The sequence below is a fragment of the Saccharomonospora sp. NB11 genome (assembly GCF_015910535.1).
Lineage (GTDB): Bacteria > Actinomycetota > Actinomycetes > Mycobacteriales > Pseudonocardiaceae > Saccharomonospora.
In genome coordinates this window covers 125,512-150,329 of record NZ_JACBJG010000002.1, presented here as the reverse complement: position 1 = coordinate 150,329, position 24,818 = coordinate 125,512, and the positions used below count along the sequence as shown (strand labels likewise).

24 protein-coding genes are annotated in these 24,818 nt (G+C 70.7%); 10 read left to right on the top strand and 14 right to left on the bottom strand.

Going from position 1 to position 24,818, the window contains the following annotated elements; translation table 11 throughout:
* The first annotated feature begins 103 nt into the window (after nucleotides 1-103).
* From JAV51_RS03010 to JAV51_RS03000, 3 genes are read left to right on the top strand one after another with little or no spacing between them, the layout of a single operon-like run.
* The gene (locus JAV51_RS03010; RefSeq protein WP_197319055.1) at nucleotides 104-874 is read left to right on the top strand and encodes a FadR/GntR family transcriptional regulator; all 771 of its coding nucleotides are present in this window, start codon (nucleotides 104-106) and stop codon (nucleotides 872-874) included.
* A 2-nt stretch (nucleotides 875-876) separates the two neighbouring features.
* Nucleotides 877-1,518, top strand: a complete 642-nt coding sequence (locus JAV51_RS03005; protein WP_197319054.1) for a bifunctional 4-hydroxy-2-oxoglutarate aldolase/2-dehydro-3-deoxy-phosphogluconate aldolase — start codon at nucleotides 877-879, stop codon at nucleotides 1,516-1,518.
* Between the two features lie 14 nt (nucleotides 1,519-1,532).
* The gene (locus JAV51_RS03000; protein ID WP_231641247.1) at nucleotides 1,533-2,417 is read left to right on the top strand and encodes a sugar kinase; all 885 of its coding nucleotides are present in this window, start codon (nucleotides 1,533-1,535) and stop codon (nucleotides 2,415-2,417) included.
* On the opposite strand, the gene JAV51_RS02995 is transcribed toward JAV51_RS03000, so the two are convergent.
* The 13 genes from JAV51_RS02995 to JAV51_RS02935 form a co-directional block, all read right to left on the bottom strand.
* The gene (locus JAV51_RS02995) at nucleotides 2,418-2,612 is read right to left on the bottom strand and encodes a ferredoxin (protein ID WP_197319052.1); all 195 of its coding nucleotides are present in this window, start codon (nucleotides 2,610-2,612) and stop codon (nucleotides 2,418-2,420) included.
* A 17-nt stretch (nucleotides 2,613-2,629) separates the two neighbouring features.
* On the bottom strand, nucleotides 2,630-3,844 hold the full coding sequence (locus tag JAV51_RS02990) for a cytochrome P450 (RefSeq protein WP_197319051.1): 1,215 nt from the start codon (nucleotides 3,842-3,844) through the stop codon (nucleotides 2,630-2,632).
* Between the two features lie 28 nt (nucleotides 3,845-3,872).
* Nucleotides 3,873-5,063, bottom strand: coding sequence for an NAD(P)/FAD-dependent oxidoreductase (locus JAV51_RS02985; RefSeq protein ID WP_197319050.1), 1,191 nt, complete (start codon nucleotides 5,061-5,063; stop codon nucleotides 3,873-3,875).
* On the bottom strand, nucleotides 5,060-5,257 hold the full coding sequence (locus JAV51_RS02980) for a ferredoxin (protein ID WP_197319049.1): 198 nt from the start codon (nucleotides 5,255-5,257) through the stop codon (nucleotides 5,060-5,062). Before JAV51_RS02980 ends, JAV51_RS02985 begins: the two co-directional genes overlap by 4 nt.
* Nucleotide 5,258: 1 nt before the next feature.
* Complete coding sequence (locus JAV51_RS02975) at nucleotides 5,259-5,939, bottom strand: TetR/AcrR family transcriptional regulator (protein ID WP_197319048.1); 681 nt, start codon at nucleotides 5,937-5,939, stop codon at nucleotides 5,259-5,261.
* A gap of 10 nt (nucleotides 5,940-5,949) precedes the next feature.
* On the bottom strand, nucleotides 5,950-7,161 hold the full coding sequence (locus tag JAV51_RS02970; protein ID WP_197319047.1) for a cytochrome P450: 1,212 nt from the start codon (nucleotides 7,159-7,161) through the stop codon (nucleotides 5,950-5,952).
* Between the two features lie 122 nt (nucleotides 7,162-7,283).
* Nucleotides 7,284-8,309: an iron-siderophore ABC transporter substrate-binding protein gene (locus JAV51_RS02965; protein ID WP_197319046.1), complete on the bottom strand. Its 1,026-nt coding sequence runs from the start codon at nucleotides 8,307-8,309 to the stop codon at nucleotides 7,284-7,286.
* Nucleotides 8,310-8,380: 71 nt separating this feature from the next.
* Complete coding sequence (locus tag JAV51_RS02960) at nucleotides 8,381-9,427, bottom strand: Gfo/Idh/MocA family oxidoreductase (RefSeq protein ID WP_197319045.1); 1,047 nt, start codon at nucleotides 9,425-9,427, stop codon at nucleotides 8,381-8,383.
* Nucleotides 9,428-9,513: 86 nt separating this feature from the next.
* Nucleotides 9,514-10,515, bottom strand: a complete 1,002-nt coding sequence (yjfF, locus tag JAV51_RS02955) for a galactofuranose ABC transporter, permease protein YjfF (RefSeq protein WP_197319044.1) — start codon at nucleotides 10,513-10,515, stop codon at nucleotides 9,514-9,516.
* Nucleotides 10,512-11,564, bottom strand: coding sequence for an ABC transporter permease (locus JAV51_RS02950; protein ID WP_197319043.1), 1,053 nt, complete (start codon nucleotides 11,562-11,564; stop codon nucleotides 10,512-10,514). The genes yjfF and JAV51_RS02950 overlap by 4 nt, the downstream gene beginning before the upstream one ends.
* A complete protein-coding gene (locus tag JAV51_RS02945; protein WP_231641178.1) occupies nucleotides 11,561-13,117 on the bottom strand; it encodes a sugar ABC transporter ATP-binding protein in 1,557 nt (518 codons plus the stop codon). The genes JAV51_RS02950 and JAV51_RS02945 overlap by 4 nt, the downstream gene beginning before the upstream one ends.
* A 71-nt stretch (nucleotides 13,118-13,188) precedes the next feature.
* The gene (locus JAV51_RS02940; RefSeq protein ID WP_197319042.1) at nucleotides 13,189-14,154 is read right to left on the bottom strand and encodes an ABC transporter substrate-binding protein; all 966 of its coding nucleotides are present in this window, start codon (nucleotides 14,152-14,154) and stop codon (nucleotides 13,189-13,191) included.
* A gap of 167 nt (nucleotides 14,155-14,321) precedes the next feature.
* The gene (locus JAV51_RS02935; RefSeq protein ID WP_197319330.1) at nucleotides 14,322-15,383 is read right to left on the bottom strand and encodes a LacI family DNA-binding transcriptional regulator; all 1,062 of its coding nucleotides are present in this window, start codon (nucleotides 15,381-15,383) and stop codon (nucleotides 14,322-14,324) included.
* Nucleotides 15,384-15,639: 256 nt separating this feature from the next.
* On the opposite strand from JAV51_RS02935, the gene JAV51_RS02930 reads away from it, so the two are divergent.
* The 7 genes from JAV51_RS02930 to JAV51_RS02900 all read left to right on the top strand — a co-directional run bounded on the left by JAV51_RS02930 (nucleotide 15,640) and on the right by JAV51_RS02900 (nucleotide 23,526).
* Entirely contained in the window at nucleotides 15,640-16,500 is an 861-nt protein-coding gene (locus tag JAV51_RS02930) for an SMP-30/gluconolactonase/LRE family protein (protein WP_197319041.1), read from the top strand.
* A gap of 44 nt (nucleotides 16,501-16,544) precedes the next feature.
* Entirely contained in the window at nucleotides 16,545-17,591 is a 1,047-nt protein-coding gene (locus tag JAV51_RS02925) for a zinc-binding dehydrogenase (protein WP_197319040.1), read from the top strand.
* 282 nt (nucleotides 17,592-17,873) lie between these two features.
* Nucleotides 17,874-19,178 carry an ABC transporter substrate-binding protein gene (locus tag JAV51_RS02920; RefSeq protein ID WP_197319039.1) on the top strand — a complete coding sequence of 435 codons (1,305 nt, stop codon included), beginning with the start codon at nucleotides 17,874-17,876 and terminating at the stop codon, nucleotides 19,176-19,178.
* Nucleotides 19,179-19,190: 12 nt separating this feature from the next.
* Complete coding sequence (locus JAV51_RS02915) at nucleotides 19,191-20,198, top strand: carbohydrate ABC transporter permease (protein ID WP_197319038.1); 1,008 nt, start codon at nucleotides 19,191-19,193, stop codon at nucleotides 20,196-20,198.
* Nucleotides 20,195-21,055 carry a carbohydrate ABC transporter permease gene (locus JAV51_RS02910; RefSeq protein WP_197319037.1) on the top strand — a complete coding sequence of 287 codons (861 nt, stop codon included), beginning with the start codon at nucleotides 20,195-20,197 and terminating at the stop codon, nucleotides 21,053-21,055. The genes JAV51_RS02915 and JAV51_RS02910 overlap by 4 nt, the downstream gene beginning before the upstream one ends.
* Nucleotides 21,056-21,130: 75 nt before the next feature.
* Nucleotides 21,131-22,498: a GH1 family beta-glucosidase gene (locus JAV51_RS02905; protein WP_197319329.1), complete on the top strand. Its 1,368-nt coding sequence runs from the start codon at nucleotides 21,131-21,133 to the stop codon at nucleotides 22,496-22,498.
* Nucleotides 22,495-23,526, top strand: coding sequence for a LacI family DNA-binding transcriptional regulator (locus JAV51_RS02900; RefSeq protein WP_197319036.1), 1,032 nt, complete (start codon nucleotides 22,495-22,497; stop codon nucleotides 23,524-23,526). The genes JAV51_RS02905 and JAV51_RS02900 overlap by 4 nt, the downstream gene beginning before the upstream one ends.
* Here JAV51_RS02900 and JAV51_RS02895 read toward each other — a convergent pair.
* On the bottom strand, nucleotides 23,451-24,719 hold the full coding sequence (locus JAV51_RS02895) for an ROK family transcriptional regulator (protein WP_197319035.1): 1,269 nt from the start codon (nucleotides 24,717-24,719) through the stop codon (nucleotides 23,451-23,453). The two genes, JAV51_RS02900 and JAV51_RS02895, sit on opposite strands and share 76 nt — an antisense overlap.
* Nucleotides 24,720-24,818 lie beyond the last annotated feature (99 nt).

The window sequence follows — 24,818 nt, the reverse complement described above, 5'->3', positions numbered from 1 at the left end:
CACTTACCGCACACGCTAGAGAGCGGGTCCGACAGGATCCGGACCGTATTAATTAGTAATTAATCTTGACACTGGCCCCCTGTCGCGATCAGACTTCCGGCCTGTGACGGCGTACCAAGGTCGGGGTGTGCACGGGCAGACCGTCGCCACCCTCGGCAGGCGGATCGTGGCCGGTGCCTTCCCCGAGGGCGCGGTTCTCGACCTCGCTGCCCTCGGACGAGAGCTCGACGTGAGCATGACCGTGCTGCGGGAGTCGCTGCGCGTGCTCGCGGCGAAGGGGCTCGTCGAGGCCCGGCAGAAGCGCGGCACCGTCGTCCGAGAACGCCGCTTCTGGAACCTGCTCGACACGGACGTGACCCGCTGGCGCGCACACGCCGGGGAGACCGCGCGCCTGCTGCGTGACCTCGGGGAACTGCGCGAGATGGTCGAGCCCGAGGCCGCCGCGCTGGCGGCTCGTCGTCGCACCGAGGCCGACCTGGCCGAGTTGGACTCCGCGTTGGCCGCCATGGCCGACGCCGTGCACGGCAGCGCCGAGGCCGCCGCCGACGCGGACCTGCGGTGGCACCGGGCACTGTTGCGGGCCACCCACAACGAGCTGGTGTCGGCGCTCGACTCCGTCGTCGAACCCGCGCTCTCGCTGCGGGACGCGCTCGTGCACGAGGCCGCGGTGACCGATCCCGTGCCGAGTCACGCCGCCGTGGTCGACGCGGTACGGCGCCGGGATCCCGCCGCGGCGGCGACGGCCATGCGCGCGTTGCTGGCCGAGGCGGCGCAGGACGCCGAGGAGATCACCGGGGACGTCGCCGAGCACGGCGTGGGCACCACCGCCGGTGACCCGGCGTCCGCCACCGCTCGACGGGAACGTGAGGAGTGACGATGACCTTTCGCGAGCTGCTGACCCGGCAGCGGTTGCTGGCCATCATCCGGGGCAGCGACCCCGACGCGTGCGTGCGCACGGCGGAGGTGCTGGCGGAGTCGGGTGTGCGGCTGCTGGAGGTCTCGCTGACGTCGACCGACGCGCCGGCCGTGCTGGCGCGCGTCGTGGAAGTGCTGGGCGACGAGGTGTCCGTGGGCGCGGGGACCGTCCTCACCGCCGACGACGCGCGCCGTGTCCACGACGCCGGGGCCGCCTTCGCGGTCACCCCGGCGCTCGGGGACGGGGTGACGACTGCCGTGGCTCTCGGGCTTCCGGTGCTGGCCGGTGCGCTGACGCCGACCGAGGTGCTGGCGGCGCGGGACGCCGGAGCCGTGGCCGTGAAGGTGTTTCCCGCGGCCAGCCTCGGTCCCGGTCACGTGAAGGCGTTGCGTGACCCGTTCCCCGACGTGCCTCTGGTTCCGGTGGGTGGTGTGGACCTGGCTGCCGTCCCGCGGTACTTCGCGGCAGGGGCCTGCGCCGTCGGGGTCGGCAGTCCACTCACCGGTGACGCCCCGCACGGCGGGGACGTGGCGGCGCTGCGCGAGCGCGCGGCGGCGTTCGTCGCGGCGACTCGCGAAGGGAGTGCGTCGTGGACGTCGTGACGCTGGGCGAGACGATGGTGGCGATGCGGGCGGACGGACTGCTGCGCCTCGGTACCACGGCGCGGGTGTCGGTCGCGGGTGCCGAGTCGACCGTCGCGATCGGACTGTCCCGGCTCGGTTACGCCGTGCGCTGGGTCGGTCGGGTGGGACGCGACGAGCCCGGTGCGCTCGTGACGCGGACGCTGCGGGCCGAGAACGTGGACACCGCGTACGTGCGAGAGGACGACGCGCCGACCGGGCTCGTGCTGTTCGAGCAGCGGCTTCCCGACGTCACGCGGGTGCAGTACTACCGCGCGGCGTCGGCGGGATCGCGACTCGCCCCCGCCGACGTGGTCGGCGCGATCGACGCGACGACGCGACTCGCGCACGTCAGCGGGATCACCCCGGCGTTGAGTCCGACGGCTCGGGACGCCGTGACGGCGGCGTGCGAGCGCGCCTCCGAACACGGGGCGGCGCTGTCCTTCGACGTGAACTTCCGGTCGCGGCTGTGGTCGGCCGACGAGGCGGCCCGGGTTCTCACCCCGCTCGCTCGCCGTGCGGAGGTGGTCGTCGGGTCGCCGGACGAACTCGCGCTGGTCGGGGGCGTCGACGAGCTGCTGCGCCACGGCGTGGCCGAGGTCGTAACGAAACGCGGCGCCGAAGGCGCATCGGTGACCACTGTGGACACTACGCGGCACGTCGGCGCCCACCGGGTGTCCGTCGTGGACTCGGTGGGCGCCGGAGACGCGTTCACCGCGGGCTACCTGTCGGGGCGGCTCGACGGCGTCGACCTCGACGCACGACTTGCGCGTGGAACCGCGTGCGGTGCGTTCGCCGTCGCCACCCGCGGCGACTGGGAAGGGCTGCCGACCCGGGCGGAACTCGACCTCGTCGGCTCCGCCGGGACGGCACTGCGGTAGTCACTCTGCAACGTGGATGGCGAGCGCGGGGCAGACCGACGCGGCCTGGCGGACGTCATCGGCCAGCTCCGCCGGAGGCTCGGCGTCGAGCAACACCACGACGCCGTCCTCCTCGCGCTGGTCGAACGCTCGCTCGGCCGCGACGACGCACTGCCCCGACGCGACGCACTTGTCCTGATCGACGGTGATCTTCATACTCGTCCTTTCGTGGGTCACCAGGTCACGGGCAGCTCGTACACGCCGTACACCGCACCGTCGTGCTTGAACGGCACGGAGTCCAGGTCGGTCGCCAGCCGCAGGGTCGGGATGCGCCGGTAGAGGGTGCCGTAGACCACGCTCAGCTCCAGCCGGGCCAGCGGCTGCCCGAGGCACTGGTGCACGCCGAATCCGAACGCCACGTGGTGACGGGCGTCGCGGCGCAGGTCGAGCCGGTCGGGGTCGGGGAACGCCTCCGGGTCCCGGTTGGCGATGTCGTTGGGGAAGATGACACCGTCTCCCGCCCGGATGACCTGTCCGGCGAACTCGATGTCCTCCAGGGCGACCCGCCGCCGGCCGTTGTGGGTGATGTGGAGGTAGCGCAACAACTCCTCCACGGCCGAGTCCACCACCGCCGGGTCGTCGGCGTCGCGCAGCAGGGCGAGTTGGTCCGGGTGCTCCAGCAGCGCCGCGGTGCCCAGCGCGATCATGTTCGCGGTGGTCTCGTGGCCCGCGATGAGCAACAGCACTCCCGTGCGGGCCGCGGTGTCGTGGTCGAGTTCCCCCGAGCGCACGCGCTCCGCGAGGCCGGACAGCAGGTCGTCGGCGGGCTCGGCGAGCTTGTCGCTCAGCAGTCGATGCAGGTAGGCGGCCAGTTCACCGAGGGCCGTCGCGCGCTCCTGCGCGGTGGACGTGCGCCGGATGACGACCTTGCTGTGGTGCTGGAAGAAGTCGTGGTCCGAGTACGGCACCCCGAGCAGCTCGCAGATCACCAGCGACGGTACGGGCAGCGCGAACGCCTCGACGAGGTCGATCGGCTTCGGGCCCGCGAGCAGGTCGTCGATCAGCGTGTCCACGATGGCCTGCACCCGGGGCCGCATCGCCCGCACGCGGCGCACCGTGAACGGTGCCGTGACCATCCGCCGCAGCCGCGCGTGCTCGGGGTCGTCCATGAGGATGAAACTGATCGACGAGCCGTCGCCGGACCGTGCTGCCGGGCTCGGGTAGCCGGGCTTGGTGACGTCGGAGCTGATCCGGGGATCGGCCAACAGCGCGCGTTGGTCGGCGTAGCGGGTGACCAGCCAGGGGGTCTTGCCGTCCCACAGGCGCACCTTCGTGAGTCTCGTTCGCTCCTGCAGTTCCCGTAGCCGGGGAGGCGGGTCGAACGGGCAGCCCTCGGCGCGAGGCAAGGGGTACTCGGCGGCGACGTCCGTCGTGTCGGTGCTCGTCACGGTTGCGATACCTCCTGACGTGTCGTTCTCAGCCGGCGGGCACGGCCGGGTCGGCGACGCTGTCGACCAGCTCCGCGCGGCGCAGCCGCGTCTGTTTGGGCATCCTCCAGCCGACGACCGCGGTCGTCCGGCCGTCACGGGTGCACCGGACGACGAACCGACGTTCGGCGGGATCGCCGTCCACCACGGTGAACTCGTCGGTGGGTGAGGGCAGTCCGAAGACCTGGATCTTGGTGTCGAACTGGTCGGTCCAGTAGTAGGGGATCGGCGCGTAGGTCCGGTCCTGTCCGAGCACGTTCGCCGCCACGACCTGAGCCGCTTCGGTGGCGTTCGTGCGGTTCTCCAGTCGCACGGAGACGCCGAGGCCGAGGTGGTCCCACCGGGCCACGTCGCCGACCGCGTACACGCCGTCGGCTGCTCGCAGGCGTGAGTCGCACACGACGCCGTCGTCGATGGTGAGGCCGCTGCCCTGCAACCAGTTCGTCGCCGGGTACGCGCCGACGGCCACGAGCACGACGTCGGCGGGGAGCAGTCGACCGTCGTCGAGTCGCACCCCCGTCACGTGGCCGTGCTCATCGACGAGACCGTCGACCGTGTGCCCGAGGGCGAGTTCGACACCGTGTTCGCGGTGCAGGTCGGCCAGTAACCCGGACACCAGGGGGCCGAGCTGGGCCGCGAGTGGCCGCGGCTGAGGACCGACCATGGTGACGTCGACGCCGAGGATGCGCGCGGTGGCGGCGACCTCCGCCCCCAGCACCCCGTCGCCGACCACGACCAGCCGTCGCCCCTCGCTCAACGCGGCCTTCAGGGCGAGCGCGTCGTCGAGCGTCCGCAACACGTGGACCCCGGCGAAGTCGGTGCTGCCCGGCAGCGAGCGTGGCACGGTGCCCGTCGCCAGCACCACGGCGTCGGCGCTCACCGTCGTGCCGGAGCGGGTCCGCACGGTCAGCGTGGCGGCGTCGAACCCGACGGCGGGATCACCGAGGAGCCACTCGGCGTCCAATGCGGACAGCACCTCGTCGCTGCGCAGGCGAGCGCGTTCGGGCTGCCACGTCCCCGAGAGGACCTGTTTGGACAGTGGTGGTCGGTCGTAGGGTGGGTGCGGCTCGTCGCCGAGCACGGTGAGCCGCCCGGCGAAGCCGTGACGCCGCAACGCCTCGACCGTCGACAACCCGGCCGCCGACGCGCCGACCACCACGACGTGCGAGGGGGCGCTCATTCCTCGATCACGGTGATCGCGGCGGCGGGGCACACACTGGCCGCTTCCCGGGTCACCGCGTGCAGTTCCTCGCCCGGCTCCGCGTCGAGCAGCACGACGATGCCGTCGTCCTCCCGCTGGTCGAACACGTCCGGGGCGAGCAGCACGCACTGTCCGGCGCCGCAGCACTTGTCCTCGTCGACACTGACCTTCATGTCATCCCTCCGATTCGTCGGTTGTCTCGGTTCGTCGTCCGGTGGTGCACGGAGCCGACCACAGGCCCACGATGGCGTCCACCAGGCCGGTGGCAGCGTCGCACCAGTCGGACCGTGGGGTCGTGGTCAGCTCCGCCAACGCGCGTTCGCGTTCGGCCAGCATGTGCACGATGAGCTGCCGGGTCATGTCGCCGCGCTCGAACCGCACCTCGACCGGCAGGTCGGGCAGGCAGCGTTGCAGCTCATCGAGAGTGCGCAGCAGTGAGGGGGAGCTCAACGTCTCCTCGTACATGATCGGTCGGAGCGAGGGGTCGGTCATCACCTGCGCGCCGAAGCGCGCGAACCAGGTGGGGCTGCCCGACTCGGCGAGGTGTTCGGCCACCGGGTGCACCAGGCACGCGACCCAGTCCCGGGGATCGTCCGACCCGGCGGCACGTGCGACCATGTCGAGCCGCCGCCGCTCGATGTCCTCGTTGTGGCGGCGCACGATGGCGCGTACGAGATCCACCTTGGTCCCGAAGTGGTACCCGACCGCCGTGTTGTTGCCCTGGCCCGCGGCCTCGCTGATCTGTCGATTGGAGACCGCGGTGACACCGTGTTCGGCGAACAGGCGTTCCGCGGTCTCCAGGATGCGACGACGGGTGGCGTTCGCCCGTTCGCTCCGGATCGTCCTCACTGCCATGGAGGAATCATCACCAACGCACGGGGAGCCTGGCCAACCCTCCCACGGCGAGCCCTTCCACCCGCTCCAGGGCGTCCGCCTCGACTGCGAGGTCCAGTGTGGGCAGCCGCCGCAGCAGCACCTCCAGCGTGGTCTGCAGTTCGGTTCTGGCGAGTGCCTGACCGAGGCAGGAATGTGCGCCCGCGCCGAACGTCAGGTGCGGGTTGGGGCTGCGGGTCAGGTCCATGCGGTCCGCGTCGGTGAACGCGGTCTCGTCGCGGTTGGCGACGCCCATGTTGCACATCACCGTGGTGCCGGTGGGCACGACGGTCCCGGCGATCTCGACGTCCTCGCTGATGAATCGCGGCAGGCCGATGCCGGGGTTGGCGTCGAAGCGCAGCGATTCCTCCACCGCCGTGCGCACGAGCGAGGGGTCGGCGACGAGCTGTTCCCACCGCCGCCGGTCGGCCAGCAGCATGCCGACCATCTTGCTGATCATGTTGGCCGTGGTCTCGTGTCCCGCGACGAGCAGGCCCCGCCCGGTGGCCACGAGTTCGGCGTCGGACATCGGGTCGTCGGCGTCCTCGGTGATGAGCGAGCTCAGCAGGTCGTCACCGGGGTCGGCTCGACGTGCCGTCACGTGGGCGGCCATGTACTCGACGAACTCGGCCTGTGCGGCGTCGATCTCGGCCTGGTCGTACTTCGTCAGGTTCAGCAACGTGTCCGACCAGTACGAGAAGCGGTCGCGGTCGGAGTCGGAGACGCCGAGGAGATCGCAGATGACCCATACCGGCAGCGGGAAGCCCAGGCTCGCCCTGAGGTCGGCGGGCTGACCCTGGTCGATCATCTCGTCGATGAGCTGGTTCGCCATCGCCTCGATGCGGGGACGCAGCGCCGCCATCCGCTTGGCGGTGAACCACCGGCCCACCCGGGTGCGCCACCGCCGGTGGCCGGGGCCGGACTGCGGGATCGCGGACGCCATCGAGCTGTTGAACACCCCGCCCGACTCGTTCGCCGCGATGCGCGCCGCGCCCGCGCCGGTGTCGAGCTGCCGGGTGAACCGCGGGTCGGCCAGCACCTTCTTGACGTCGTCGTACCGCGTGACCAGTGTGGCCTCGTCCCCGCTCGGGAGCTTGATTCTCGCGACGGGACATTCCTGTCGCAGCCGCGCCCACTCTTCGGGCGGCTCCAGCGGCGCGGGATTCGGGAGCGGATAGTCCAACACCGATTCACTGTCGGCCACGATGCAAGTCCTCTCCGTAGTCGCTACCGCGTCAGTGAAGCGCGCCCCGGCGGGTTGAGTCAAGCGCTTGACTTAATTGACGGATCTGTGCCGTTTCGCTGTGGCCGGGCGCGTCCCCGGTGTCAGCCGGTGGTGGCCGGATCGCCGTCCAGAGCCGCTTCCAGCTTCGGCACGAGGCGGTCGAGCACGTACGGGATGCTCGTCACGGAGACCTGGGAGAAGGCGTTGCCGAAGTCGGACGTGTTGTCGATCAACACCTCGCGGCCTTCCTTCGCCGTGCGCAGAGTGTTGTAGAGCGGATCGCGCCGTAGCTCCGCACCGCCGTCGTTGGTGAGCCACACGACGACGTCGGTGTCGAGCACGTCGGCGTTCTCCCTGCCGACACTCGCCCCGAACCGGTCGCCCACGAGCGCGGCCAGGTCGGGCAGCGGCGACAGGCCCACGTCGACCAGAAGCTCGGTTCGGGGGTCGGAGGGACCGTAGAGGAAGTAGCCGTCGGACAGTGCCGCCACCACCGCCGTGGCGCGCTGGAAGTCGGGGTGCTCGGCGCGGACGTCGGCGAGGCGTCGGTCGACGTCCGCGACGAGGCGGCGCGCCTCGGCGGGTCTGCCCACCGCGCGGCCGACGGTCGTCGTCACATCCCGCCACGAGGCGCCGAAGTCGGGGCGATCCGGCGGCGGAGCGATCGTGGGCGCGATCTCGGACAGGACGTCGTACTCCTCGCGCGTGAGATCCGAGTACACCCCGACGATGAGGTCGGGCTCCAGGGTGGCGATCTTTTCGAACGGGATGCCGTTGGTGTCGTCGAGCACCGTGGGCACCGGACTGCCGTCGAGCGCGTCCCTCGCCCACGGTCCGACGGCGCCGGGGTAGTCGCCGAACCAGCGGGTGGTCGCGACCGGGACCACCCCGAGCGCCAGCAGGGCGTCGTGGTCGGTGTAGCCGACACTGACGACCCGGCTCGGCGGGTCGGTGACCGTCGTGGAGCCGTAGCGGTGCTCGATCGTCACCGGGAGAGCACCCGGTTCGGGCTCCACGGCGGGATGAGCGGCGTCGTCCGAGGGCCTGTCGCCCGAGGAGCAGGCGGTGAGCGCGAGCAGAGCGGCGGCGAGGAGGGCACGAAGACGCCCACGGCGCGTGGCGGTCATGGTGTCAAGGCTGCTCCACCGTGGCGTGGCGTCAAGGTGATTACCGAGTCGGCCCCCGCACGGGACCGGACTCACCGTCGTGCTGCGTCGTGCACGCGTTCGACCAGCTCCACCACGGCCACGGCGTCGCCCGGGTCGACGGGCACCGTGCCCTCGCCGTGGACGGCGCGCGCGAGCAGCCGGTAGAACTCGCCGTAGTCCCCCGGCTCCGGCTCGACGCGCCGCACGTCGTCCCCGACCCCCAGCACACCCCACTGCTCCCGCGGGACACGGCCGAATCCCTCGTCGGTGGGCAGTGCGCCCTGCCGCAACGCGGCCTCCTGCGGATCGAGGCCCCACGTCGTGTACGCGGCCGACGAACCCAGCACGTGGAAGCGCGGACCCGGCAGCGCCGCGAGCGAGGACAGCACGAGCTGCGAGCGGACTCCGTTCCGGTGCTTGAGCACGACGAGGGCGTCGTCGTCGACCACCCCGGAGGAGTGAGGGGTGCGCACGGCGACGTCGGCCCACACCGACTCCACCGGGCCGAAGAGCTGGACGGCCTGGTCGATGAGGTGGGCCCCCAGGTCGAAGACGATGCCGCCGCCCTGTGACACGGGCGTGTGCGCCTTCCACGCCCGCGGTCCGTGCGGCTTCCACGTCTCGAACCGGGACTCGAAGGTGTGCACCTGCCCCAGCTCCCCGTCGGCCACGAGTCGCCGCAGGGTACGGAAGTCGCCGTCCCACCGCCGGTTGTGGAAGACCGTGAGCAGTCGTCCCGCGCGCCTGGCCCGCTCGACGAGTGCGGCGCCCTGGGCGCTGGTGGGCGTGAACGGCTTGTCCACGACGACGTGCAGCCCGGCGTCGAGGGCCTGGGCGGTGAGTTCGACGTGGGTCGCCGGAGGAGTGGCGACGACCACCAGGTCGAGTTCGTCGGCCCGGTCGAACACGGTGGCGGCATCGGGAAGCACCGTCACCTTGGGGTGAGCGGCACGGGCCTGCGCGGCGCGTTCCTCGTCGCGGGTCACCACGACGTCGAGGGAGTACGCGGGGTCGCAGGCCAGGAAGGGCGCGTGGAACACCCTGCCGGACAGGCCGAAGCCCAGGACGGCCGTGCGGATCGGTCGGGCGGACGTCATGGCCGAACTCCTTTCCTCGCCACGGCTCCACTGTCGGGCAGGACGGCCCGAGTCGCGAGCGGGCGCCGACAGCGGCGTCCCCGGAGTCACTGCCGTCGGCGGACGAGCACCCGCTGCAACACGATGAACGCCAGCAGCAGCACCCCGATCACGATCTTCGTCCACCACGAGGAGAGTGTGCCCTCGAACGAGATGATCGTCTGGATCGTGCCGAACACGAGGACACCCAGCACCGACCCGACCACGTATCCGGACCCGCCGGAGAGCACGGTGCCGCCGATCACCACCGCGGCGATCGCGTCGAGTTCCATGCCGACGGCGTGCAGGCCGTACCCCGAGAGCATGTACAGCGCGAACAGCAGCCCGCCGAGGGCGGAGCAGAAGCCGCTGATCGCGTAGACGCCGACCTTCACCCGACCGGTCGGCAGACCCATCAGCCGTGCCGAGGTCTCGCTGCCGCCCACGGCGTACACGGTGCGGCCGAACCGGGTGCGGTGCAGCACGTACGCCGCCACGGCCACGACGAGCAGCGCCACCACGACGCCGTAGGTGATGCGCACGTCGCCGGGGAGTTCCACCACCCCCATCGCGATGCCGCGGAAGGTCTCGTCCCTGATCGAGATCGACTCCACGTCGATGAGGAAGCACAGGCCGCGGGCGAGGAACATGCCCGCCAACGTCACCACGAACGGCTGGATGTCGAAGTGGTGGATCACCAGTCCCATGAGCAGACCGAAGCCCGTGCCCAGCACGAGGACGGCCACGATCGTCAGTGGTGTCGGCCAGCCCGCCCGCAGTGTCGAGGCGGTGACCATCGTGGACAGTGCGAGCACCGAGCCGACGGACAGGTCGATGCCGCCGGTGAGGATCACGAAGGTCATGCCGACCGCGAGGACGAGAAGGAAGGCGTTGTCCACGAGCAGGTTCGCGAACACCTGACTGGTGGCGAAGTCGTCGTAGCGCACCGCGCCCACACCGAAGGCGAGGGCGAGCAACGACACCGTCGCGAGCACGGGCACGAAGCGGCGTGGCAGACCCGGAGCCCGGCCGGGGTTCGTCGAGGCCGGGGCGGGAACGTCGCCGGTCATGCGCGCACCTCCGTCGCGTCGGTGGACTCCGCGCCGCGGACGCGTCGTCGCAGGAGCGCCCTCGCGCGGGGAGCCTGGACGAGGCACACGGCGAGCACCACCACGGCCTTGAACACCAGCGTGACTTCCGACGGGACACCGATCGTGTAGACCGTGGTGGTCAGGGTCTGGATGAGGAGTGCGCCGACGAGGGTGCCGGTGAGGCTGTAGCGCCCGCCCGACAACGCCGTGCCGCCGAGGACCACCGCCAGGATGGCGTCGAGCTCGATCCACAGGCCCGCGTTGTTCGCGTCCGCCGCGTTCACGTCGGCGCTGATCATCAGCCCGGCCACTCCCGCGCACAGGGCGGCGAACACGTACACCGTCCACACGATGGTGCGGGAACGCACGCCGGCGAGGCGGCTCGCCGTGGGGTTCACCCCGACCGCCTCGATGAGCATCCCGAGCGCCGTGCGCCGGGTCAGCACCGCGACGAGCCCGAAGACGGCCAGGCTGATCAGGATCGCGAGGGGAAGCACGACGAACCCGGCTCCGACGGCGGCGAAGGTGGCGTTGTTGACGGTGACGATCTGTCCGTCGGTGATCAGCATCGCGACGCCTCGACCGGCCGTCATCAACACGAGCGTCGCGATGATCGGCTGGATTCCCAGTACCGCCACGAGGAAGCCGTTCCACGCCCCGAGCACGAGGCAGAGTCCGAGCGCCAGCCCCATGGCGGCGAACGCCGTGACGGGGCTGCTCGGATCGCTTGCTCCGGTGATGGTGGTGCACGCGACCGCCCCGGCGATGGCCACCACCGCGCCCACCGACAGGTCGATGCCCCGCGTGGCGATGACGAGGGTCATCCCGAGCGCGATCAGCAACGTCGGCGCGCCGTTGCGGAGGATGTCGACGAGGCTGCCGTAGAGATGGCCGTTCTGCAGGCGGACGTCGAAAAACGACGGGGTGATCGCCACGTTCACCAGGAGCAGCGCCACGAGGGCCGACAGCGGCCACACGAGGGGGCTACGGCGAAGCGCGTTGCGACGGGAGCGTGCGTGGCCGGTCATGAGGCCGCCTTCTCCGGCGCGGTGCCCTCGCGGGTGATCACGTCGAGGACGTCGTCGACGGTGACGTCCCGCAACTGGGCGACCAACCGTCGGTCGCGCAGCACGACCACCCGGTCGGCCAACCGCACCACCTCGTCGAGCTCCGCGGAGATGAACACGATGGCCAGCCCGTCGGCGGCCAGGTCGGAGACGAGCTTCTGGATCTGCGCCTTGGCACCCACGTCGACGCCGCGGGTCGGCTCGTCGAGGATGAGCAGGCGTGGTGTCGTGACCAGCCACCGCGCGAGCAGCACCTTCTGCTGGTTGCCTCCGGAGAGGGTGCCGACCAGCGCGTCGGGTGTGGCGGGGCGGATGTCGAGCAGGCGGACGTAGCGCTCGACCAGCTCGTCGGCGACCCGGCGGGGTATCGGCCTGGCCCAGCCGCGAGCGGCCTGCAGCGCGAGCACGAGGTTGTCGCGCACCGACAGGTCGGCCACGAGGCCCTCGCCCTTACGGTCCTCGGAGCAGAACCCGATGCCGTGTGCGATCGCGGTACGCGGCGAGCGCAACGTCACCGGTCGACCGTCGATCTCCACCCGCCCGGTGTCGGCACGGTCGGCGCCGAAGAGCAACCGCGCCAGCTCGGTGCGCCCCGACCCGAGCAGCCCGGCCACACCCACCACCTCGCCCGCGCGGATCTCCAGGTCGAACGGCTCGATGGCGCCCCGCCGCCCGAGCCCTGTCACCCGGAGCAGGAGAGGTGTCGTGGCGTCGGCCGGTGACCGCTGCTCGGTGCGCTGTTCGAGACGTTCCAGAGTGCTCAGTTCCCGTCCCAGCATCGCGGCGACGAGCCGCGCGCGATCGAGGTCCGCCGTGGCGTACTCGCCCACCAGCTCACCGTTGCGCAGCACGGTCATCCGGTCGGAGATCTCGTACACCTGGTCGAGGAAGTGCGACACGAAGAGCACGGCCACCCCCTCGTCCCGCAGCACCCGCACGATGCGGAAGAGCTCCGCGACCTCGTCGGAGTCCAAACTGGACGTCGGTTCGTCGAGCACCAGCACGCGAACGTCCACCGCCACGGCTCGTGCGATGGCCACGAGTTGCCGCACGGCGAGGGAGTGATCGCCCAACACGGAGTCCGGGTCGACGTCCAGGCCGATACGCCGTAGCAGTGTCGTGGCCCGGAGCCGAAGAGCACGGTGGTCGATCCCGCCGAGGCGGCGGGGTTCCCGACCCAGGAGGATGTTCTCGGCCACCGTCAGGTTCGAGCACAGGGTGACCTCCTGGTACACGGTGCTGATCCCCGCCTCCTGCGCCTCGGCCGGACTCGCGAACCGCACCCGCTCGCCGCCGAGCCGAACGATTCCGGCGTCCACCGTCTGCGCGCCCGTCAACGCCTTGATCAGCGTCGACTTGCCCGCGCCGTTCTCTCCCATCAGGGCGTGGACCTCGCCGGGGAACAGCCGGAAGTCGACGTCCCGAAGCGCGGTGACCCCGGGGAAGCGCACGGTGATGCCGCGCATGTCGACGATCGGTTCGGTGGGAGAGTCCGCTCTCGGGGTTGCCGGCATGGTGCGCCTCCGTCCTCGACGGTCGACGGCGCCGTCCGTGGCGGGACGAGCGCGTCGGCGAGCGGGTCTGCTCAGTACTTCCGGTCGGGCAGCGCCTCGGCGGCCTGCTCCTGGGTGAAGGTGGTCTCCTCGACGACCACGCGGTGGGGGACCTCCTCACCCGCGACGACCTTCTTCGCCAGCTCCATGAGCTGATCGCCGAGCAGCGGGTTGCACTCCACGATGAAGTTGATCCGCCCCTCCGCGAGCGCCTGCATCCCGTCCTTCACGGCGTCCACCGTGATGATCTTGATGTCCTCGCCGGGTTTCTTGCCCGCGGCCTGGATGGCCTCGATCGCCCCGAGCCCCATGTCGTCGTTGTGCGCGTACACCACGTCGATGTCGTCGTGTGCCTTGAGGAAGGCCTCCATCACCTGCTTGCCGCCGGAGCGGGTGAAGTCACCGGTCTGCGAGGCGATGATCTCGATGTTCGTGCCCTCGATCGCCTCCACGAAGCCGGTGTGCCGGTCGATCGCGGGCGCCGCGCCCGTGGTGCCCTCAAGTTCGACGACGTTGACGCGTGACTCGCCCTCGGTCTCCTCGACGAGCCACTCACCGGCCTTGCGGCCCTCCTCGACGAAGTCGGAGCCGAGGAACGTCGCGTAGAGCGACTCGTCGTCGGAGTCGATGGAACGGTCGGTGAGGATGACCGGGATCCCGGCTCGTTTCGCCTCGAGCAGCACGGTGTCCCAGCCGGTCTCGACCACCGGGCTGAACGCGATGACGTCGACGCGCTGCTGGACGAACGACCGGATCGCCTTGATCTGGTTCTCCTGCTTCTGCTGGGCATCGGAGAACTTGAGTTCGATGCCCGCGCGCTCCGCCGCCTCCTGCACCGACTTCGTGTTCGCCGTGCGCCAGCCGCTCTCCGCGCCGACCTGGGCGAAGCCCATGACGATCGTGTCGTCGGCCGAGCCGGACGAGCCGCCGGAACCGCAGGCCGTGAGTGCGCCGAAGAGTGTTACGGCGGCTGCCGTGGCCACCAACTTCCTGAGCACTGCTCCTCCTCCTGGTCGCGTCGTGGGACCGGGCGCCGAGAGCTCCGCCGTCGGGTGAGCTGTGTCACCGAGCGATCAGTGTGAACGCTCACATGTCACCCGTCAAGGTGGCAAGCACGGAACCGAGTCGTGCTGGAGGGCGAGGTGCGGTCACTGGATGTGAGCGCTCACCTACGGCGGCGTCGGGGGTGACCGATGCTGCTCTGCCGCACCACGAGTTCGGGCGTCACCGTCACGACGCGGGGCTTCGTGCCCGGCTCGGCCACCCCGGTGGACGCGGTCTCGATGAGGTCCAGCAGCAGGTCGATGCTGCGGCGGCCCACGGCGTCGAAGTCCTGGCGCACCGTGGTGAGCGGGGGCGTGTAGTAGGCCGATTCCGGCACGTCGTCGAAACCGGCGACGAGCACGTCGTCCGGCACCGACACCCCGCGTTCGTGGAAGGCCCGGAGCAGCCCGAGTGCCATCTGGTCGTTGGCCACGAACACGGCCCGCACGTCGGAACGCTCGGCCAGCAGTTGCCCCGCGGAGTAGCCCGAGGCGGGGCTCCAGTCGCCACGCAGTGGTTCCGGTGCCGCCACGCCCGCGTCTCGAAGTTCCTCGCGCCAGCCGGTGACCCGGTTCTGCGCCTCCAGCCAGCCGCTCGGACCCGCGACGTGCCACACGGTCGGCGCGCCCTGGTCGAGCAGATGGCGGGTCGCGAGCCTCGCCCCGGCCACCTGGTCGACGCACACCACGGGGCGACCGTCGCCGTCGCCGCCCTCCACGACGACGAGCGGTAGGTCGTCGGGCGCATCGGCCAGCGCGTCCACGGTGGCCCGCTGCGGCGCGATCACCACGACGCCTTCCACGGATTGACTGGTCAACCGCTGCAACGCCTGCTGCACGGCATCGCCGTCCGGTGCGCGCAGGCTCGCCACGCTCACGAAGTAGCCCGCGCGATGGGCGGCTTGTTCGAGTCCGGCGAGGGTGCTCGCGGGTCCGTAGAGGGACGTGTCGAAGCCGACCACGCCGATGAGTCGGGTGCGCTTCGAGGCCAGCGCGCGGGCGGCGGAATTGGGGCGGTATCCGAGCTGCTCGATGGCCGCGAGTACCCGAGTCCGGGTCCCGGGTGCCACGGACGGGTGTTGGTTGAGCACGCGGGAGACCGTCTGCTGGGACACTCCGGCGAGTCTGGCGACGTCGGCCATCACGGCGGGGCGCCTGGGGGTCGCCGGTGCGTTCCGCGCCATTCCTACCTCCGGCATGTCGGTTTCACCTCGACGCTACCGCCGGGCGGGCTCCGGCTCGGCGGTGGTTCCGGTGTGGCGTGGCTGGTGAGCGCTCACCACACCCACGGCGACGCGGACGACGGTGAGACAGCGGCTGATCGGACGTGAGCGACGTCGGCTTGACCGCGATGATGTTAGCGCTAACACTGGGATTCCGCCTGCCGCGCACGTGGACCCGACGCGGCGGGAGCACGTCGTCGAGTACGGGGGTGTGGCGGTGTCCCGAGCCGAGCAGGTGACCGACGTCTGCACCGACCACGGTGAGGGTCCCGTGTGGGACGCCGCCGCCGAGCGCCTGCGCTGGGTCGACCTGCTGCGCGGCGACGTGCTGAGCTGGGTTCCCGGCGAGAGCGACATCGAGCGGCAGCGGGTGTCCACAGTGGCCGCTGCGATCCGACCTCGGGTCGGAGGGGGACTCGTCGTGGGGGTGGAGCGAGGCTTCGCTCTGACCGACCCCGAGACGGGAGCGGTGACGGAATTGCCGCCGCTGTGGGACGACCCGACGGTTCGGATGAACGACGGCGGTTGTGACCGCCAGGGCCGGTTCCACTGCGGCTCGATGGCCTACGACGAGGCTCCCGGTCGCGGCACGCTGTATCGGCTCGACCCGGACGGCTCCACGCACGTCGTGCTCACCGGGGTGACGGTGTCCAACGGCATCGCGTGGAACGCCGAGGGCGACACCGTGTACTACGTCGATTCGCCGACCGGGTGCGTCGACGCGTTCGACGTCGACCCCGAGACGGGACGGTTCTCCGCCCGGCGCACGGTCGTCCGCGTCGAGGAGCGCTACGGCGTGCCCGACGGCCTGGCCCTCGACTCCGACGGCGGGCTGTGGGTGGCGTTGTGGGGTGGCGGAGCCGTGCACCGGTACACGCCGCGAGGGCGTCTCGACGAGGTGATCGAGGTGGGCCCGACGCGCGTGACGGCGTGCGCCTTCGGCGGCCCCGACCTGGCCGACCTGTACGTCACCACCTCGCGGCAGGGCGTCGCCGACGGCGAACAACCGAGTGCCGGAGCGCTCTTCCACTGCCGACCCGGCGTGGTGGGGTTGCCCACCGCCTCGTTCGCGGGATGACCGACACCAGCCGTGCCCGCCGATTCCGACGCGAAGGAGAGCGCATGACCACGCCTGCCGACCGGGACGACGACACCGAGACGCCGTATCGCGCCGTGCGGCTCGAACGGCCGGAGACCGTGCGGATCGTCGCGGTCGACCGCCCCCGGCCGGGCGCGGGCGAGGTGCTGGTGCGCGTCGCCTACGCCGGGATCTGCGGTTCGGACGTGGACCTCGTCCGTGGCACGCGTCCCGCGACGTACTCGCGATACCCGGTCGTTCCCGGGCACGAGTGGTCCGGCACGGTGGTGGCCGTGGGGTCCGGTGTGGACTCCGGGCTGGTCGGGCGTTCCGTGGTGGCGGAAGGGTTTCGGTCCTGTCAGAGTTGCGCGGCCTGTCGACGCGGCGAGCCTACCGTGTGTCAGAGCGCCTACGACGAGACCGGCTTCACCCAGGACGGCGCGTGGGCGGACTGGCTGCGGGTTCCGGCACGGCTCCTGCACGTTCTGCCCCCGGGCTCCGACCTGCGCTCGGCGGCGGGACTCGAACCCGCGGCCTGTGCGGCGGAAGCCTGCCTGCGGGTCGACGTGCGGCAGGGCGATCGGGTCGCCGTCGTCGGCGGAGGAACGTTGGGTCTGCTCGCCACACAACTGCTGCGGGCGCACAGTCCGGGCGAACTCGTCGTCGTGGATCCGGACGCCACGCGGGTCGACCTCGCGTTCGCCTGTGGGGCCGATCGGTTGGTCGCCCCGGACGACGTCGAGGAACTGGCCGGGACGTTCGACGCGGTGGTGGAGGCCGCCGGGCGTACCGGCACCGCCGCCGCGGCCGTCCGTCTGGCCCGACGGGGTGGCCGGGTCGTGCTCACGGGCATCCCCGACGACGAGGACGTCGTGAGCAGCCGCGCGCTCGTGACGGGCCAGCTCACGCTGCACACGGTGTTCGGCGCTCCGGCGCGCGCGTGGGTGCACGCGGTGCGCGCGTTCGCCGTCGGCACGCTCGTCCCGGGCAGGATCGTGACGCACGAGTTCGTTCTGGAGCAGGTGGACGAGGCACTGCGGACGGTCTCCGACCCCGCGGCGGGCGCGGTGAAGGTACTGCTGCGGCCCTGATCGGCGCTGCGGCGCGCGACCGTGACGGGGTGCTCACGGTCGCTCCTTGTCGTCTCCCGAGCGCGGGCGTCGTCGGAACCTGTCGGGTGTCGTCGGCGTGCATGACGCCTCCAAGTTGGGAGCGCTCTCGAAAAGTTTCGCTTCTCTCCGAGTGATCCCGATGCAGTTTTTGATAACGACCTGGTCGTCGACCATTGACGACGAGGCGGCGGGAGGTCCATGCTCCCGAACTGACTGGGAGCGCTCCCAAAAACGTGCAGCCCAACCCAACGAGGGGTCATCGTGCGACACCACCTGTTCCGCTCCAGACCTGTCCGACGTGTTCTCGCCACCGCGTCCGCCGTCGCGGCGGTCGGCCTGATGACCGTGGCCTGCGGAGGCGACGACGCTGCCGGTGACGGCAAGATCCAAATCAGCATCTCGACGTTCAACGAGTTCGGATACGACGAGCTGTACGCCGAGTACGAGCGCCTGCACCCGGAGATCGACATCGTGGTCCACGAGACCGGGCAGGGCGGTCCGTACCACCAGGCGCTGTTCACCAAACTCGGCGCGGGATCGGGCCTCGACGACGTGGTGGCCGTCGAGGAGGCGCACCTGCCCGAGGTGCTCGACAAATCGAGCCGCTTCCACGACCTGCGCGAGATCGGTCCCGAGGACGCCGGGCCCGACCGCTGGCTCGACTGGAAGTACGAGGCCGCTCTCGACAAGGACGGCAGGCTCATCGGATACGGCACCGACATCGGTCCGCTCGCGATGTGTTACCGCAAGGACCTCTTCGAGCAGGCCGGCCTGCCGTCCGAACCGGACGAGGTGGCCGAGCTGTTCGAGTCCTGGGACAGCTACTTCGCCGCGGGTGACGAGTTCGTGTCGCGCGTCGACGGCGTCGCGTGGTTCGACTCGGCGGCGCAGGTCTTCAACGCGATGCAGAACCAGCTCGACGTCGGCTACTTCGACCGGCAGGACCGGTTGACCATCGAGACGAACCCGGAGATCAAGCGCAACTGGGACCAGGTGACCGACGCGGTGGCGCGTGGTCAGTCGGCGGGTCTGGTGGCGTTCTCGAACGAGTGGAACAGCGGCTTCACGCAGTCGGCGTTCGCCACCAAGACGTGCCCCTCGTGGATGCTCGGGGTGATCGAGGAACAGGCGGGTGAGGACCTCGCGGGCGCGTGGGCCGTCACCGACGCGTTCCCGGGTGGACCGCGCAACTGGGGCGGGTCGTACCTGGCTGTGCCGACGCAGAGCGAACACCCCGAGGAGGCCGCGGCGTTGGCGGCGTGGTTGACCGCGCCGGAGCAGCAGATCAAGGCGTTCAAGGCGGCCGGGGTGTTCCCGAGCCAGGTCGAGGCACTGGAGTCGCCGGAGTTGCTGGCGGCCGAGAACGACTACTTCGACGGCCCGCCCATGGGGGAGCTCTTCGCGGAGCAGGCCAAGCGGATCGGGCAGGCCCAGTACAAGGGCCCGGGGGACGGCAAGATCCAGGAGAACGCGTTGAGTCCCGCGTTGCAGGCGGTGGAGCAGGGCACCTCGCCGGACGAGGGGTGGGAGCGGTTCGTCAACGCCGCCAAGCAGATCGCGTCGTGACGGGGAGCGACCGTGACTCAGTCGACCCCCGTTCCGGCGACCGCGCCGGACGACCCGGAGCCGGACGAGCCCACGGGCTCGCCGGCCCGGGCGGAGCGTCCGAGCCTGCGCGACCGGTTGAGCCGGTGGGACGTCCGGTACTCGCCGTACCTCTACGTCGCGCCGTTCTTCGTCATCTTCGGTGTCGTCGGTCTGTTCCCGCTCCTGTTCACCGCCTACGTGTCGTTGTTCGACTGGGAACTCATCGAGGACGATCCGACGTTCCTCGGGCTGGGCAACTACGCGACGCTGCTCGGTGATTCGCAGTTCTGGACGACACTCACCAACACGCTGAGCATCTTCCTGGTCTCCAGCGTTCCGCAGATCATCATCGCGGTGCTGCTCGCGGCCCTGTTGAACACGCGCGTGCGGTTCCCCACCGGGTGGCGGGTCGCCGTGCTGATGCCGTACGTGGCGAGCCTGGTGGCGTTGGGCATCATCTTCGCCAACCTGTTCGGCCCGCAGTACGGGCTGGTGAACGGAGTCCTCGAACTGCTGGGCCTCGACCGGGTGGATTGGCAGGCCGATCGGTTCGCCAGCCACGTGGCGATCGCCGTCATGGTGAACTGGCGGTGGACGGGCTACAACGCGTTGATCGTGCTGGCGGCGATGCAGGCCATCCCGAAAGAGGTGCACGAGGCGGCCGTCGTGGACGGTGCGGGAGCGATCCGCCGCTTCGTCAGCGTCACGTTGCCGATGTTGCGTCCGACGCTGATCTTCGTGGTGATCACCTCGACCATCGGCGGGTTGCAGATCTTCACCGAACCCAAGCTGTTCGACGCCATGCCGGGGTCGAACAACGGTGGTTCGACCCACCAGTTCCAGACGATCACCCTGTACCTGTACCAGGCGGCCTTCGAGCGGGAGGACCTCGGTTACGCCTCCGCGATCGCGTGGGTGTTGTTCCTCCTCGTCATCGGCATCGCGCTGATCAACTTCATGCTGACCCGTCGGATCGCGTCGACGGGAGGTGAGCGATGACCACGGTCCTTCCGAGTCGTCGACGCAGGCGCCTCGCCCAACCGGGGCGTCCGAACATCTGGGTGTACGGCCTGCTCACGGCGTTCGTGCTGGGCTCGATCTTCCCGTTCTACTGGTCGTTCCTCGTGGCCAGCCGGGACAGCTCGATGCTCACCGAGCAGATCCCTCCGCTGGTGCCCGGCGGGAACTTCTTCGCCAACGCGGCGCGCGTGTTCGACACGGTGCCGTTCTGGAAGGCGTTGGGCAACAGCGTCATCGTGGCGGGCTCGGTGACGATCTCGACGGTGCTGTTCTCCAGCCTCGCCGGGTTCGCGTTCGCCAAGCTGCGCTTCAAGGGGCGCAACGCGCTGTTCCTCTTCGTGGTGGCGACCCTGGCGGTGCCGACCCAACTCGGCATCATCCCGCTGTACATGGCGATGGCCGAACTCGGTTGGGCCAACGAGTTGCAGGCCGTGATCGTGCCGAACCTGGTCACCGCGCTCGGGGTGTTCTGGATGCGGCAGTACACCGTGAGCGCCCTGCCCTATGAGTTGATCGAGGCCGCCCGGGTGGACGGCTGCTCGATGATCCGGGTGTTCTGGCACGTGTGTCTGCCCGCCGTGCGGCCCGCCGCGGCGTTCCTCGCGATGTTCACGTTCATGACGTCGTGGAACGACTTCCTGTGGCCGTTGGTGGCGTTGGGGCCGGACAACCCGACGGTGCAGGTGGCGCTGGAGAAGTTGCAGAGCGGTTACTACGTGGACTACTCGCTGGTGCTCGCGGGCACCACGTTGGCGACGGTCCCCGTGCTGATCGTGTTCTTCCTGCTCGGCCGCCAGATCGTGGCCGGGATCATGCAAGGTGCGGTGAAGGGGTAGCAGGTGTCGACGACCAACGAACCCAAGGAGTCCTTAGTGGAGGTTGTGGAAGCTGTGAACGGCGACGTGAAGCCCGTGACGTTCCCGGAGGGATTCCTGTGGGGTGTGGCGACGGCGGCGTTCCAGGTGGAGGGCTCGACCACCGCCGACGGCCGGTCACCGTCCATCTGGGACGCGTTCTGCGAGCGTGAGGGCGCGGTGGCCAACGGCGACACGGGTGACCCGGCGGCGGACCACTACCGCCGGATGCCTGAGGACGTCGCTCTCATGCGTGAGCTCGGGGTGGGCGTCTACCGATTCTCCGTTGCCTGGCCGAGGGTGCGTCCGGACGGCGGCGAGGTGAACCCTGCCGGGCTGGACTTCTACGAGCGGTTGGTCGACTCACTGCTGGAAGCGGGCATCCTGCCGTGGCCGACGCTGTACCACTGGGATCTGCCGAACGCGCTGGAGGAACGCGGCGGGTGGGCGAACCGGGACACGGCCTACCGGTTCGCCGACTACGCCGCCGCCGTGCTCGATCGGCTCGGTGACCGGGTGAGGACGTGGACCACGTTGAACGAGCCGTGGTGTTCGGCGTTCCTCGGTTACGCCACCGGCCGGCATGCCCCCGGCCGCACCGAGCCGGAGTCCGCCGTCGCCGCCGCGCACCATCTGCTGCTGGCCCACGGGCTGGGAGCCGACGCCGTGCGGTCCAGCGCAAGCGACAGCCAGGTCGGGATCACGCTCAACCTTTTCCCGGTGTCGGCCGCCGACCCGGACAGCGCCGAGGACCGCGAGGTGGCCCGGAGGGTGGACGGCGTGCAGAACCGGCTGTTCCTGGACCCGGTGCTGCGGGGTCGCTACCCGGAGGACGTGTTCGCCGACCTGGAGCCGTTCGGGCTGCGGGACGTCGTGCGGGAGGGCGACGAGGACGTCATCGCCGGTACGGACTTCCTCGGCGTGAACTACTACCGCGACCTCCACGTGGCAGCGACCCCGGAAGGGGAAGTGCGGCGACCGTCGGAGTGGGTCGGGGTCGAGCGCGTCGCCTTCCCGAAGCGAGGACTGCCGCAGACGGACTCGGGCTGGGACGTCAACGCGGAGCCCCTGACCGGTCTGCTGGTGCACCTGCACACCGACTACCCGAGGGTGCCGCTCTACATCACCGAGAACGGGGTGGCCTACGCCGACGTCGTCGGCGCGGACGGCCGCGTGGACGACCCCGACCGCATCGCGTTCGTCGAGCAGCACCTGCGGGCCGCCCACCGGGCGATCGAGCAGGGCGTCGACCTGCGCGGCTACTTCTACTGGTCCCTGCTCGACAACTTCGAGTGGGGCGAGGGCTACGCCAAGCGGTTCGGGCTCGTGCACGTCGACTACGGGACCCAACGCCGCACGCCGAAGGCGAGTGCTGCATGGTATTCGCGAGTGATGGCGGACAACGGTTTGGCAGGACGAGAATGACCGATCCCGGGGACGTGGCGGTCGAGCAGCGTGGCGCGCCGACCCTGGAGGAGGTGGCGAAGGCCGCCGGGGTCTCCCGCTCGACCGTCTCCCGGGTGATCAACGACGCGCCGGGGGTGAGCAGGCGGGCGAGGGAGGCGGTCACCCGAGCCATCGAGACGCTCGGCTACGTGCCCAACGAGGCCGCGCGCAGTCTGGTCACCCGCAGGACCAACTCGATCGCGTTGGTGGTCTCCGAACCCGGGGACCGGGTCGTCACCGACCCGTTCTTCGCGGGCGTCCTCCGGGGAGTCCACGCCGGACTGTCGGGCAGCGGTCGACAGCTCGTGCTCACCATGCTCGCCGAGGACGACGACGGCGCGCGGCTGGAGAAGTACCTGTGCAGCGGCCACGTCGACGGTGCGCTGGTGGTGAGCATGCACGGCGAGGACCCGCTGCCCCGCCGTCTCGCGGAGGCGGGCCTGCCGGTGGTGACGGGCGGACGTCCGCTCACCGGGGGAGTGCCCTACGTGGACGCCGACAACTTCACCGGGGCGCTCTCCGCCGCTCGGCACCTGGTGGAGCGGGGGCGTCGCCGGATCGGCACGCTCGCCGGTCCCGGTGACATGGCGGTGGGGATCGACCGGCTCGCCGGCTGGCGACGAGGGATGTCGGAGGCCGGTCTCGCCACCGACGCCGTCGTCCACAGCGACTTCGCCGTCGAGGCGGGAGCCGAGGCCATGGCGAGGTTGTTGGACGCACACCCCGACGTCGACGCGGTGTTCGCGGCGGCCGATCTGATCGCCGTGGGAGCGTTGCGGGAGTTGGCGGCGCGGGGTCGTCGCGTGCCGGACGACGTGGCCGTGGTCGGCTTCGACGACTCGGTGCTGGCGACCATGGCGACCCCGGCGTTGACGACGGTGCGGCAGCCGGTGGAGGAACTCGGGCGCACGATGACGTGGCGCCTGCTGGCTCAACTGGCGGGGGAGGAGCCGTTGCCTCCGTCCATCCTGCTGCCGACCGAACTGGTGGTGCGTGACTCGGCCTGACGGGCGCGCAGGACGTAGGCGTCGGGATCGGTGAGGACGGTCCGCAGAGCGGCGGCCGCGGCTCCGCGGACCGCCGCCTCACCGCCCAGCACCGAACGCCGCACCTCCACCCGGCGTCGTGGTGCGCCCACCACGCGGTCACCGAGTTCGGCGGACAGCGGCTCGCTCAGCCACGGGTGCAGCCGCGCGTAGACACCGCCGAGCACGATCGTGGGCACGTCGAGAAGGTTCACCACGGCGGACAACGTGGACCCGAGGACCCTGCCCACGGCCCGCACCGCGGCACGGGCCGTGGAGTCGCCCGCGTCGAGCGCCGCCACCAGCGCGTCCACGTCGTCGACTCCGGCACGGTCGAGCACGGCGTCCTTGCCCGCGAGCCGTTCGAGGCACCCCCGCGCGCCGCACGAACATCGAGGCCCGCGCGGCTGCACGGGGAAGTGGCCGAGTTCGCCGCCGAAGCCGTGCAGTCCGTCGAACAGCGTGCCGTCGAGCACGATGCCCGCACCGATGCCGATCTCGCCGGAGACGTGCACGAAACTGGACGGACTCGCCGGTTCGTGGCGCAGGGCGTGCAGCTCCGCCACGGCGGCGAGGTTGGCCTCGTTGCCGACGACGAGCTGCCCGGGCAGCTCGGGCGTCCGGGTGTGCATCTCGGCGGCGAGGTCGACGTCCTGCCAGCCGAGGTTGGGGGCGACGGTGACGCGTCCGCTCGCGGTGTCGACCAGGCCCGGCACCGCGACGCCGACACCCGCCACGGTGACGTCTTGTCGCCGCGCGTCCGCGAGGGCCTCGGCGAGCGCGTCGGCGACGCGCGAGAGCACCTGCTCCGGTGGGAGGTCCCGGTTGTCCCGGTGTCGCGTCCACTCGCCCCGCACCTCGCCGGTCAGCCCGACGAGGCAGGTGGCCAGGTAGTCCACGCCGATCTCCACGCCGAGCCCGCACGGTCCGTCGGGGGACAGGGACAGCGAGGTGCCGCGACGTCCGGGTCCACTGCGGCGCTCCTGGCCGTGTTCGCGGACGAGCGACGCGGTGACCAGGCGGTCGACCACGGTCGACACCGTGGCCTTGGTGAGTCCGGTGCGCGCGGCGACACCGGCGCGCGACACGCCCGGCGCGCTCGCGATCGCGTCGAGCACGAGCGCCGAGTTGTGCCGTCGGACGGTGTGTTGGCCTGCGGGACCGCTGTCGCTCACCCGACCATCGTATTCGTTCAGTCGTTGAACCAAACGCTTGACCGCGGCGGGGTGCCCGCATAAGTTCAGTGCTCGAACTATTACGACCCGGAGAGCGGG

What these genes read in the sequence shown, in the direction of transcription:
- JAV51_RS02995 (WP_197319052.1), bottom strand. Translation starts at nt 2,612, where the DNA reads ATGAAGATCACCGTCGATCAGGACAAGTGCGTCGCGTCGGGGCAGTGC.
- JAV51_RS02910 (WP_197319037.1), top strand. Translation starts at nt 20,195, where the DNA reads ATGACCACGGTCCTTCCGAGTCGTCGACGCAGGCGCCTCGCCCAACCG.
- JAV51_RS02965 (WP_197319046.1), bottom strand. Translation starts at nt 8,309, where the DNA reads ATGACCGCCACGCGCCGTGGGCGTCTTCGTGCCCTCCTCGCCGCCGCT.
- JAV51_RS02985 (WP_197319050.1), bottom strand. Translation starts at nt 5,063, where the DNA reads ATGAGCGCCCCCTCGCACGTCGTGGTGGTCGGCGCGTCGGCGGCCGGG.
- JAV51_RS02900 (WP_197319036.1), top strand. Translation starts at nt 22,495, where the DNA reads ATGACCGATCCCGGGGACGTGGCGGTCGAGCAGCGTGGCGCGCCGACC.
- JAV51_RS02975 (WP_197319048.1), bottom strand. Translation starts at nt 5,939, where the DNA reads ATGGCAGTGAGGACGATCCGGAGCGAACGGGCGAACGCCACCCGTCGT.
- JAV51_RS03000 (WP_231641247.1), top strand. Translation starts at nt 1,533, where the DNA reads ATGGTGGCGATGCGGGCGGACGGACTGCTGCGCCTCGGTACCACGGCG.
- JAV51_RS02935 (WP_197319330.1), bottom strand. Translation starts at nt 15,383, where the DNA reads ATGGCGCGGAACGCACCGGCGACCCCCAGGCGCCCCGCCGTGATGGCC.
- JAV51_RS02945 (WP_231641178.1), bottom strand. Translation starts at nt 13,117, where the DNA reads ATGCCGGCAACCCCGAGAGCGGACTCTCCCACCGAACCGATCGTCGAC.
- JAV51_RS02925 (WP_197319040.1), top strand. Translation starts at nt 16,545, where the DNA reads ATGACCACGCCTGCCGACCGGGACGACGACACCGAGACGCCGTATCGC.
- yjfF (WP_197319044.1), bottom strand. Translation starts at nt 10,515, where the DNA reads ATGACCGGCGACGTTCCCGCCCCGGCCTCGACGAACCCCGGCCGGGCT.
- JAV51_RS02950 (WP_197319043.1), bottom strand. Translation starts at nt 11,564, where the DNA reads ATGACCGGCCACGCACGCTCCCGTCGCAACGCGCTTCGCCGTAGCCCC.
- JAV51_RS02960 (WP_197319045.1), bottom strand. Translation starts at nt 9,427, where the DNA reads ATGACGTCCGCCCGACCGATCCGCACGGCCGTCCTGGGCTTCGGCCTG.
- JAV51_RS03005 (WP_197319054.1), top strand. Translation starts at nt 877, where the DNA reads ATGACCTTTCGCGAGCTGCTGACCCGGCAGCGGTTGCTGGCCATCATC.
- JAV51_RS02980 (WP_197319049.1), bottom strand. Translation starts at nt 5,257, where the DNA reads ATGAAGGTCAGTGTCGACGAGGACAAGTGCTGCGGCGCCGGACAGTGC.